The sequence below is a fragment of the Candidatus Paceibacterota bacterium genome (assembly GCA_035452965.1).
Taxonomy (GTDB): domain Bacteria; phylum Verrucomicrobiota; class Verrucomicrobiia; order Limisphaerales; family UBA8199; genus UBA8199.
Window position 1 is genome coordinate 90,519 of sequence record DAOTCE010000019.1, and the last position, 10,724, is coordinate 101,242.

The 10,724-nt window shown below is 65.5% G+C and carries 7 protein-coding genes and 1 pseudogene; 2 read left to right on the forward strand and 6 right to left on the reverse strand.

Features of this window, described 5'->3' with window-relative positions; all coding sequences use genetic code 11:
• Window positions 1-12: 12 nt before the first annotated feature.
• The 6 genes from P5205_14735 to P5205_14760 form a co-directional block, all read right to left on the reverse strand.
• Complete coding sequence (locus P5205_14735; GenBank protein ID HSA11618.1) at window positions 13-1,188, reverse strand: DUF1080 domain-containing protein; 1,176 nt, start codon at window positions 1,186-1,188, stop codon at window positions 13-15.
• Between the two features lie 47 nt (window positions 1,189-1,235).
• A complete protein-coding gene (locus P5205_14740; protein ID HSA11619.1) occupies window positions 1,236-2,156 on the reverse strand; it encodes a hypothetical protein in 921 nt (306 codons plus the stop codon).
• Between the two features lie 6 nt (window positions 2,157-2,162).
• Window positions 2,163-5,045 (reverse strand): discoidin domain-containing protein, encoded by a 2,883-nt coding sequence (locus P5205_14745; GenBank protein ID HSA11620.1) that lies wholly within the window; start codon window positions 5,043-5,045, stop codon window positions 2,163-2,165.
• Window positions 5,046-5,059: 14 nt separating this feature from the next.
• A complete protein-coding gene (locus P5205_14750) occupies window positions 5,060-6,067 on the reverse strand; it encodes an aldo/keto reductase (GenBank protein HSA11621.1) in 1,008 nt (335 codons plus the stop codon).
• Between the two features lie 90 nt (window positions 6,068-6,157).
• Window positions 6,158-8,047: a cell surface protein gene (locus P5205_14755; GenBank protein ID HSA11622.1), complete on the reverse strand. Its 1,890-nt coding sequence runs from the start codon at window positions 8,045-8,047 to the stop codon at window positions 6,158-6,160.
• A gap of 400 nt (window positions 8,048-8,447) precedes the next feature.
• Window positions 8,448-9,338, reverse strand: a complete 891-nt coding sequence (locus tag P5205_14760; protein HSA11623.1) for a LysR family transcriptional regulator — start codon at window positions 9,336-9,338, stop codon at window positions 8,448-8,450.
• A gap of 83 nt (window positions 9,339-9,421) precedes the next feature.
• Here P5205_14760 and P5205_14765 point away from each other — a divergent pair, with 83 nt between their 5' ends.
• On the forward strand, window positions 9,422-10,138 hold the full coding sequence (locus tag P5205_14765; protein ID HSA11624.1) for a pirin family protein: 717 nt from the start codon (window positions 9,422-9,424) through the stop codon (window positions 10,136-10,138).
• Between the two features lie 50 nt (window positions 10,139-10,188).
• A pseudogene (wrbA, locus tag P5205_14770) lies at window positions 10,189-10,674 on the forward strand (NAD(P)H:quinone oxidoreductase).
• Window positions 10,675-10,724 lie beyond the last annotated feature (50 nt).

Sequence of the window (10,724 nt, forward strand, 5' to 3'; positions counted from 1 at the left end):
GACGGACTCGGACTACCTTGTGGCAGGCGTGAGGTCTCGCGTGTAGAGGTTCATGAACTGTGCCTCGCCGCCGGCATTGTTCAAGCCAAAGGCTCCCCGGGCGGGCGCGGTTTCCGGCAGGGTCAGGCGCCGCGATTCTTTGTTGTCGAGTGAGACGACAACCTCCCGGCCTTTGACGTGAATCGCATAACGGTGGTATTTGCCCGATTCACCGGCCGGCAGTTTTACCTCCACTCCCTGCCCGTTCTTTCCACGCAGCCAGGCTGCCAGAGCCGCCGGCCCTTTACCGTCGGCCGGCTTGGCTGGACGGCAGTCCACGATGAACTCCGCATCGCCGAAGGTGCTCTCCGTCCAAAGGATCGTCGCCGTCGGACCCGACTTTGCATTCAGGCGTTCCCCACTCACCTGCCAGCGCGCGGCCGTGGCTGCGTTGGTGCGCCAGCCGCGCAAATCCAACCCGGTGAACAGCGGCTTCCAGCCCAAGTCCGCCGGCGCGGTCAGCTCCGCCGGGGTCCCGCTGCCCGGCAGCTCCTTGATGCGAAGGTTGCGGAATTCCACCGGCCCGCCCTCCGATTCCAGGGCCAGGTAGCCTTTGCGGTAGTTGCAGTCTTCACCGCCCGACACTTCCTTGCCATTGACTGACAGCCGGAGCACGCCGTTGGTCGCGGTGATGCGGTAATGGTTCCACTCCGGCGAGCTCTTGCTGCGCTCCTCGGAGGGAAAGCTGCGCGAGCCGCTGTGTTTGCCGAACGGCTTCATCGTCGCGCCGTGGATGGGGAAAACGTCGCCATGGGTGGTGTACCATTCATTCTTGCCGGGAACGTTGAAGCCGTTGTCCAGCACCTGCACTTCGATGCCGCGCAGAAACGGCACGCCCGGCGCGGCAATCGGCGTGCCCCAGATGAAGACGCCGGAATTGCCGCCCGCACTCAGGTGCCGCCACTCGACCTCGAGGACGAAGTTCTCGTACTGGCGGTCGGTGCGCAGGGCGCCCGTCGGCCGGCCCGTGCAGTGAACCACCCCGTCGCGCACGCCCCACGTTTCCGGCGCGCAGTTGGCGTTCACCCAGCCGGTCAAATCGCGGCCGTTGAACAGCGGGCGGAAGCCCGCCTCGGAGGCCCGGCAATTGGCTAACGCCCCTGCCATCAAGACGGCAGCGAGCACGGAAATCCTGACAGGATGATTCATGGCCCGGCATTGTTCGCGCTTCCCGGGCAGCAAGCAAGCCTGGACCCTTAATGCCAGATTTCGCCGGCCGTGGCGTTGCCCTTCACGTCCAGCACCTGCACGCTGGAGATCGTCCGCATCTTCTCGTGGTTGGCAAAAGTCCATACGACGCGCTTGTCGGGCGCAACCTCGATGAGATGGGGGGCTTTGCCAAACTGCCCGTGGCCCAGCCAGTTGGCGATCACCGTGTTTCCATTGGGCAGCCGGTGAAAGCCCGCAATGAACTTCAAGCTGATGCCGGGCAGGTCGTCGCCGCGCAATTCCCAAACGGTCTTGCCAGACCCATCCACCTCGAACACGCGCGCGCCGCCGGGCAGGTCGCCGCAGGTGATGACGGTGTTGCCGTTCGGCAACCGCGCCGCGCTGTGCGGGCCGCCGGCCGCCTTGATGGTGCGGACCGGTTTGCCTTCGCTGTCGTACTCGCGCACAACGTGCGCGCCGTAATGCGTTACCAGGTAATGGCCGTCCGCCAGCCGGCGCGCGTTGCGCGCGTAAAGATGGCCGCCGTCTCTGCCCTCGGGCAGCAGGCGCACTTCCTTCGCGATTCGGCCGGACGGCTCGACCTCGAGCAGCCGACCGCTGTTACACTCGCCGATGAACGTGTTGCCGTTGGCAAGCCGCTGGCAGGCGTAGATCTCGCTCGGCGACTGATAATCAAACACGATCCGTTTGGCGCGAGTCACTTCCCTCACGCCGTGGCCGGTGTTGAACAGGACGTTGCCGTTGGGCAGCACCCAAAGGTCGTTGCAGCTCTTTGTCTGGTATTCCCACTCGATCTTTCCATCCGGCGCGACCAGAAACACTTTGCCTTGGGTGTAATCGGTGCAGGCGAAGGCGTGGCCATTGGCCGGCGCCGCTTCCGCGACACCGCCGGTGCAGATGCGCAACAGGATGGCGATGCCGAGCGCGCGGCTGAGAGGGCTCCGCATGACAGGTCACTTCCCGCCGAGCGCCGCGGTCTGGCTATGCGGCCGCTCGATGAGCAGGCTGGAGGAGGCGCGGCGCAGTTCGAGGAGCTCGCCCTCCTGCGCCTCGCTGAAATGGCCGGCCCGCTGGGCGTAAGTGTCCAACCACGTCAGCAACCGCTCGCGCGCCTCGGCATCGAGCCGGACTTCGTAATGTCCTTCCGGCGCGTCGAGCAGCGCCCATAACGCGCTGCGTTGCGCGATGCCGTCGCCCCAGACCGAGAACCCGCGCCGGTAGGCGGCCCAGACCTGGTCCTGCAGGCTTGGCGTGCCGTAAGCGACCAGTGTCTCGTACGCCTTGGCCGCGGCGAGGTCGAACTTCGCGGCGACCGCGTTGGTGGCTTGCGCGTTGTGGCAGCTCACGCACTGGCGATCCAGCACCGGCTGCACGAGCCGGTCAAACCGGAGCGGCCAGGAGCCTTCCACACCGGCGGTCAGCCGTGACGGTTCGCGTCGGCTGGCGAGGGCGGGCATCGCCGGCGGCGCCTGCTGGCGCGGCTCGTGGCACCCGATGCAGCTTAGCGTCTGGCCCGGCTGGACATGCGTGGCGCTTCGCATCGTCTGCACGGCCACGCCCCGCTCGTCGAGCGCCTGGAAGAAAACAGTTACGCCGGCTGGCACGCGAAAGTAGGCCGAGCCGTCGGCTTCGACCGGCACCGTGCCGAGCACGCACTTGCCCGGATCGTCCCGCGTGATGCCGAGGTTCGGGAAGTTCATCGTCGGATGCGTCTTCGCCGGGATGGCCACGATGCGGAGCGATTGGATTCCGCCGCGGGGCGCGGCAGCCAGGCCGCGATAGACGTCAGTCACGAGAAAGCGGCCCTCGTTTCCCGCATTGGATCGGACCTGGCTGGCGAGGACGGGCGGGCGCAAGCGAGGCCGGACGGGAATCGGTTCAACGCACGCAATCTGCGCGTCGGCCCAGAGCAGCTCCCGCCGGCGCGTGGCGGCGTCGTAAAGGTAGAGCGCCATGCCGTCGTTGGGACGTTGCACCGCGTGCCAGCGGTTCCATCCCTCCGGGCCCGGCACGCGCTCGCCCTCGGCGCCCCAGGCCACGAGGTAGAACCGTTCGCTTAACGGCCACGGGCTCGCGTAGGACGTCAGGGGCCAGCCCTCGATTTCCGGAAAAGGCACCTCCGGCGTCAGCCGCGTGATGGGATCCCCGCCTTCCTGCCCGGCGCTCGGGTCGAGCAAGCCGAGGCTGCCCATGGTCTGCGAGTGGTGGGCGCTGCCAGTGAAGACGAGCTTGTGCGAGCCGGGAATGGGTTTTGCCTCAAACACGCAGTGCGGCGCTTTGGTGTAGTTCTTGTAAACAATCTGTGCGCCGGTGCCATCGGGATTGATCGCCCACAGCCCCATGTAGGGCATGTTGTCGCGGTCAATGTAGTCCCAGCGCGAGTAGAGGATGCGGCCGTCGCAGCCGATTTCCGGCGTCCACTCGAACATCTCGAACGGGGAAATGGCCGCCAGGTCCGATCCGTCCGCGTTCATCGTGTGCAAGGTATAGACCGCCACCGGCCGTTCCGGGCCCCCGCCGCAGCGCACGTAGCAATCCGGCATATCCGGCCGCGCCACCGTGCGCGCGGCGCTCTCGCGGCCCACCTGCAGCGATTGGCCGCGCCGCGTGGAAAGAAACACCACGCGCCCGTCCGGCAGGTAGCGACCGTCGAAATCATCGTATTTGCCGTGCGTGAGCTGCCGCCGTCCCGAGCCGTCGAGGTTCATCTCGAAGAGGTGATAGAACGCGTCCTCCGGCACGTTCGCTTTGTTGAGCTTGTTGGTTTGGCCGGCGAGATGATCGTAGTGGCGGCACCAGGCGAACAGGACGCGCTGGCCGTCGTAGGAAAGCGTCGGGCGCAGAAAGCTGCCCGGCTCCTTGAAGGCGGTGGTGATGCACTGTTCGCTCGGCGAATCCGTCGTGAATCCGCGCAACAGGTATATCCCCCCGCCCGGTTTGGACCACCAGCCGTAGTACTGGTCGGACATGTGATTGAAACTGCCGGGAACGCGTTTCGTGAAGAGCAGCGTGTCGAACTCGCGGAGCAGCGGATTGGGCAGCGCAAGCTGGCGCTCCAGCCGGCGGGCTTGGAGAAAGAGCGGTTTTGCCGACTGGCCGGAGCCGAGATCCGCGAGCTGTTGCTGGAGGCGGGCAACGTGTTGGTGCACGGGGCTGGAGGCCGGGGCGGTCTCGCCGGCCAGCCGCGCGCATACTTCCAGCGTTTGTTTCGCGCGCGCGGCCCAGTCCGCTTCCGCGGGACGCGCGTTGTGGGCCACCGACCATTGCGAGACGCTTGACTGGTCGGCCGGGCGGCGCAGTGCCAGGTTCTTTTTCGGGTTGGCGGCGCCGAACACCTCGACCTCGTCCAGATGCAGGTAGCTGGTGCCTGGTAAACCCAGCCGCACGTAGCGGGCGCTCTCATTTTTCAGCCTGACGGCCAGCGGCTTCCGGTCATCGAAGCCGCGAAACGCCGTGCCATCGTGCTGGTAAACCTGGCGGAACTCCTTGCCGTCGTCCGAGAGCAGCACCCGGATCCGCGCCGCGCGGTCGCTCGCATCGCACCGATTCCAGATGACGACACGCTGGAGATCCTGTTTCTCGCCCAGGTCCGCCTGCCACCACGAATCCTGGCCGATGTCGGTGTGAAATCCCCATCGGCCGTTCTTGATGCCGTCGCAGCCGCCCGCGGCATCCGCCGTCGTAGTGACCGGCCCGGACGCCGGGCCCGCCAGCACCATTTCTTCCGCCAGGACCCAATCCGCCTGGATGCGCTGCGGCCAGGAGGCCGAATCAAACGCGGCCTGGGCGGCAAAGCCGAGGCCGGACAGGCATAGGATGGCTAACGGCTTTTTCACAGCCCTCGCTCCAATCACGCTTTCGCCGGTTCGCCCAACGCCACCACATCCTGGCGGATGCGGGCCAGGTCGGCGGTTTCCAGTGTCAATTCGCCCGCCTTCGCGTTCTCAGTGACCTGATTGATGTTGCGTCCGCCGGCTAAAACGTGGGTGACGCCTTGCTGAGCGGCCGTCCAGGCGATGACCAGTTGCGACAGGGTGCAATGGTATTTATCCGTGAGGCTGCGCCAGCGCCCGAGCAGGTCCAGCACTCGTTTTCGGTTCACCGGGATGAGCCAGTCGTTCCAGTAGGTATTGCTGCGGAACTCGGTCGGCTTGAACACGCGGTCCAGGCCGATCTTGCCGGTCAGCAGGCCCTGTTCGAGCGACATGTAGGTGAGGGTCGCGAGGTTCTGCCGGGCGCAATGCGGGAGGATGTCTTTTTCCGCCTCGCGGTGCAGCATCGAGTAGCGGAATTGGTCGCTCACAATGCCGCCGCAGCGGATGTTCTCCTTTAGTTCGTCCAGCGACACGTTGCAGACGCCGATGGCGCGAATTTTGCCCTGCTCCTTCAGTTTGAGCAGCACGGCCATCGTGTCGGCAATGGGCGTATGGTCCGGCGGCATGGACGGCCAATGCGTCTGGTAGAGGTCAATGCAATCCACCTCGAGCCGGCGCAGGCTGTTTTCGATCTCGATCTGGAGCGTATCGGGCCGGAGGCTGCGGTGCATTCTTTTGCCGTCGAGGTCGGCAAAGTAGCTGCCGCGCCCGTCCTCCCACCACAGGCCGCACTTGGTGGCGAGGATGGCCTGGTCGCGGCGGCCCTTGAGGGCGCGGCCCACGACGCGCTCGCTGCGCCCCCAGCCGTAGGCGGGAGCGGTGTCAATGAGGTTCATGCCCAGGTCCAGCGCCGCCTGAATGGTGCGCACCGATTCCGCGTCGTCGGTGTCTTGTCCCCAGACTTGTCCGCCGCCGAGCACCCACGCGCCGAGACCGACGATGGAGGCCGACAGGCCCGAATTGCCAAGTGGTTTTTGTTTCATAAATCAATGCCGCAGTCCGAAGTCCATTGGGGCCGACATCAGCGCGCCTGGCAACCAGAATCGCCGGAGCGGTGCTGTGGCCCGGCTGCTTCATAGCGATAGCAAATACTCGTTCAGATCGTTGATCTCATCCGCCGTCAAATGGGACGTCTTCCCGTGCCGGTCGTTCGGGTTGGCGGTCGTCAGCACGTCGCGCATGGTGGGCGCCGAGCCGTCGTGCAGATACGGTGCGGTGCGCCACGTCTCAACCAGCGTTGGCGTGTCGAAGAGGTCGGACGGCTTGTCGAACCGGCCGGCTGTGCCCACGTCGTAGCTTTTCAAATCGGTGCCCAGCGGCCCGGAATGGCATTGCGCGCAAGCGGTTTCCTTGCTCCGGAAGATTTTTTCTCCGCGTTTGGCCGCCGCCGACAACTTGCCCTTCACCAAGTAAGGGCTGGGCACCGGTTGGAGCGACTTGACGTAGGCGTCCATGGCTTCGGCCACCTCCGGCGGCTGGACGGTGAACAGGATGTGATGGATGCCCGCGCGCATTGCGGCTTCGGCGGTCTCGCGCACGCCGGTGCTCATCGCCGGCGGCGTCTGGAACGTCAGCAAGAGGCTCTTGTTGTTCTTGGGATTGCCGATGCCGTCGTTGAGCAGGTCCCAATTCAATGCGTCCATTCGTGCGTCGCCGGGATGGCAGCTCGCGCAGCTTTGCCAGCCCTGGAAGCAGATGCGCGCGTCGTTGAAGTAGAATTCGCCCCGGCGCTCGACAGTGTTGCGCGGCTTCGGCCCGAGCGGGATGGACTCCGCCCTGGGGTGCGTGCCGTCGAGGTTGAGCACGGTCAGGGTGTCCGAGAAGTAGTTCGCCACGTAGGCCCGGCCGCCCGCGACCACCGCCGCGCGCGGGCCCAGGTCGCCTTCCGGCAGCGGCCACCGCTCGCGCACGCCGACCAGGAATGACAGGTCGTTCGCCACCTCCGAGGGCGAGCGGGTTGTCGCGGTGCTGTAGGGCAGCGCCGCGCTCAGGGCCCGAAGGGGATCGGGCGACAGCTTGGCCAGCTTGTCCAACAGTGCGGGGAAATCCGTCACGCTGACCTCGTGCGTTCCCGCCAGCGCCACCACGAGCTTCCGGCCGTCGGCGCTCCAGGCCGCGCCCCAAGGGTTCGCCGCGCCGCGGTCAATCGTGTCCAGCAAGAAGGTGTTGAGCACCTGCATCCGCCGGAGGTCAATGATCGTCTTGGCGTTCGTGTTCATCCAGCCGCGTTCCAGTTGCGTCGTCGGCAGGTGGAAGCGGGCCAGGATGTGCGTGAGGACGGCGTAGCGGCCGTCGGGCGAGACGCGGATTTCCTGCAAGCTCCCGCTGCCGTTGGGCAGCCACAGGTCATCCACCACCCGGCCCTGTGCTGTGTCAATCACGCTCACCACCGCGCCCACGTGTTCGGCGTCGGCGCGGCCGGTGGGCAGATGATTGGCCACCAGCAACCGCTTTCCATCGGGCGTGATTGCCGCGGCCACCGGCTCGCGGCGCACCGGAACGCGGGCAAGCGTCTTTCCGGTGGCAAGATCCATGACGCTGACGTCGTTGTTGAACCGGTTGCAGAGGTACAGGATTTTGCCGTCGGGCGACAGCACGGGCGACATCGCCGTGTGGCCGGCACGCAGTTTAGTGACCACGCGCTCTTTGGCCAGGTCCACGACGCAGACCTGGCTTTCCGGCGCGGCGCAGGTGACCAGGAGCGTGCCGCCGCTGGCGCCAAGCGCCAAGCCGCTGGGTGATCCCGGTGTGGGGATGGTTTTGGTCACCCGCCTCGACTCCGTATTGAACGCCAGCACCCGGTTGACCGTTGCGCAAGCGATGTAGATCGTGCTGCCGTCCGGCGTGGCAACCATGGCGGTCGGCGAAAGCCAGGTTGCCTCAGCCGCTGGCGCGGCGCCGCCCGACCATAGGAGAAAAGTAACAAGCGCGCCCGCGGCGGCTCCGAATCGTGACCCGGACATGGCGATCATCGTCCCGCTAGATTGTCTGGCTTCGCGCGGAATTCAAGCCCGCAAATACCTTCGCGCCGGCTGGGGGGTGTGAGACAGAATTCATCCGAAGTGGGAGAATACTCGGAATACAACGCGTTGCGTATCCAGGTTGCCAGGTGCTGAGACGGATGACCTCGCATTAACACCCCGCTTTAGCGGGGTGTTAATGAGAGACATGCTGCGGTGTATATGTGAAGCGATATACGAGAGGCCCGGATCTGCGGTATAAAACCGCCCAAAACAGAAGACGGTCTTGCGCCCACTTTCCCGCCTCCGACACCGCCGGACGGCGGAGCCGCGTCATCAGCGAGGCAGCCGGGCGGGCCGAGCGGCGCCACAGCAGCAGCCGGTCCAAAGCGAAGCGCCGGACCTACGCGAACATCCGGGCGGCTTTGCGCAACTCCTCTACAAACACAGCGAGCGGCCTGTCTTCCGCCCGGTTGGATCGCTGGCCGGCGGCGATGCACACCGGTTCCGGTGCCGAGGATAAGGTGATCAGGCGGGCACGCTTGGGAAAGAGCCGCGCCACCTGCGTGGTAACGAACGCGACGCCCAGGCCGGATTCCACCGCGGCCATGAGGTTTTCTGTGCCGTTATATTCGCCGGCGATCCTGGGCCGTTGCTTGTGGCGGCGCAGCCAGCCATCAATAAAACGCCAGTACTCAGGATAGTCGCGCCGGCAGAAGCCGAGCAGCGGTTCACGAACGACCTCCGCGGGCGTCACCCGCGACCGCCGGGCGAGGGAATGCTTTCGGTGAACCGCCAGCCGCCAGGGCGCGCGAACGAGCAGTTCCCAAGTGAGACCGGGGGTTGCCCGTTGCTCGCCAACGCTCAGGGCGACATCCAATTCGCCGCTTGCCAGTCCGCTCCGCATCTCGTTGGTGGACAGGTCCATCAGCTCGATGCGCGCGCTGCGATGCGCCTGGGTGAAGATCGCCACCGCCGGTGACAGGATGCCGGCGGAGAGCGAGGGGGCGTAGCCGATGCGCAGCCGCGGCCCGACGCCCGCCTCCCGCACCCGGTCGAGCACTTGCTCGGCGTGCCGCAGCAGTTCGGGAGCTTCGCGGAGCAGGGCCTCCCCGGCCGGGGTAAGCCGGATCGAGTGTGCCTGGCGCTCCAGCAGGCACTGGCCGACTTGCTCCTCCAACGCTCTAATCTGCCGGCTCAAGGCGGGCTGGGTCAGGAATATCTTCTTCGCGGCGCGACTGATGTTGCCCTGTTCGGCCACGGCGACGAAGTAGCGGAGTTGTCGGAGTTCCATGGCGGACAGCATACCCAAAAAGCAGTCTCAGGCCAAGAACTTGGCATTAGCCGCCCCGGCCAAACGCGGCGACTGTGGGGGGCATGAAGACAATAACGACTGAGTTGAATATCCGGCCGGCGAACGAGCGCGGCCATGCCAACCATGGCTGGCTCGACTCGCATCACACCTTCTCCTTCGCCAATTACTACGATCCGGCGCAGATGGGCTTTCGCTCACTTCGCGTGATTAACGACGACCGCGTGGCGCCGGGGCAGGGCTTCGGGACGCACCCGCATCGCGACATGGAGATCTTCAGCTACGTGCTCGCAGGCACGCTGGAGCACAAGGACAGCATGGGCCACGGGCGGCAGCTCCAGCCGGGCCAGATTCAACTGATGAGCGCGGGCCGAGGCATCACGCACAGCGAGTTCAATCCCGCTGCCGCCGCCCCGCTCCATTTCCTGCAAATCTGGATTCAGCCGCGGGAACGCGGCCTGACCCCCAGCTACACGGAGTGGCATCCGAAACCAGAACACGCCAACGCGCCCAAGGTGCTGGTGATCTCGCCGGACGGGCGCGAGGGCTCGGCCACCATCCAGCAGGACGCCGACATCTACCGCATCCGGCTCAAGCCCGGGCAGACCGTGACCCACAAACTCAGGCCAGGCCGGGGAGCGTGGCTGCAAATTGCCGAAGGTGTGCTATCCTTCAACGGGATCGAACTGACCACGGGCGATGGAGCCAGCACCGAAGCCCCCGGCGACCTGACGTTCACGGCCACTGAGGCGACGGAAGCGCTCCTCTTCGATCTCAAGTGAATCGCATTGCGCAACCAGGACCGTTAAGATCAATCGAACATAAAAGAACTATGACCAAACTGCTCGTTGTCTACTACTCCATGTATGGCCATGTTGAAACGCTCGCCAAGGCTATCGCCGAGGGGGCGCGCTCCGTTGACGGCGTTGAGGTGACCGTCAAACGTGTGCCCGAACTGATGAGCGCGGAGAAGCTCGCGCAAGCCGGCGGCAAGACCGACCAGGCAGCGCCCGTCGCCTCGCCGAAGGAACTCGGCGGCTTCGACGCCATCATTTTCGGCACGCCGACGCGCTTCGGCAACATGGCGGCGCAAATGCGCAACTTCCTCGACCAGACGGGCAGCCTGTGGCTGAGCGGCGGGCTCGTCGGAAAAGTCGCGAGCGTCTTTGCCAGCACCGGCACCGGCGGCGGCAATGAATCCACCATCCTCACGTTCATCCCCACGCTGCTGCACCACGGCATGGTTTACGTCGGCTTGCCCTACGCCTGCCCCGAGTTGGCCGACATCAGTGAACTCAAAGGCGGCAGCCCTTACGGAGAGTTCTGAGTCAGTCCGTCAACGGTTTTGTTGAAAGTTATTCACCGCGC

Coding starts and splice junctions, on each gene's coding strand:
- P5205_14735 (HSA11618.1), bottom strand. CDS start 1,188: ATGAATCATCCTGTCAGGATTTCCGTGCTCGCTGCCGTCTTGATGGCA.
- P5205_14740 (HSA11619.1), bottom strand. CDS start 2,156: ATGCGGAGCCCTCTCAGCCGCGCGCTCGGCATCGCCATCCTGTTGCGC.
- P5205_14750 (HSA11621.1), bottom strand. CDS start 6,067: ATGAAACAAAAACCACTTGGCAATTCGGGCCTGTCGGCCTCCATCGTC.
- P5205_14755 (HSA11622.1), bottom strand. CDS start 8,047: ATGTCCGGGTCACGATTCGGAGCCGCCGCGGGCGCGCTTGTTACTTTT.
- P5205_14760 (HSA11623.1), bottom strand. CDS start 9,338: ATGGAACTCCGACAACTCCGCTACTTCGTCGCCGTGGCCGAACAGGGC.
- P5205_14765 (HSA11624.1), top strand. CDS start 9,422: ATGAAGACAATAACGACTGAGTTGAATATCCGGCCGGCGAACGAGCGC.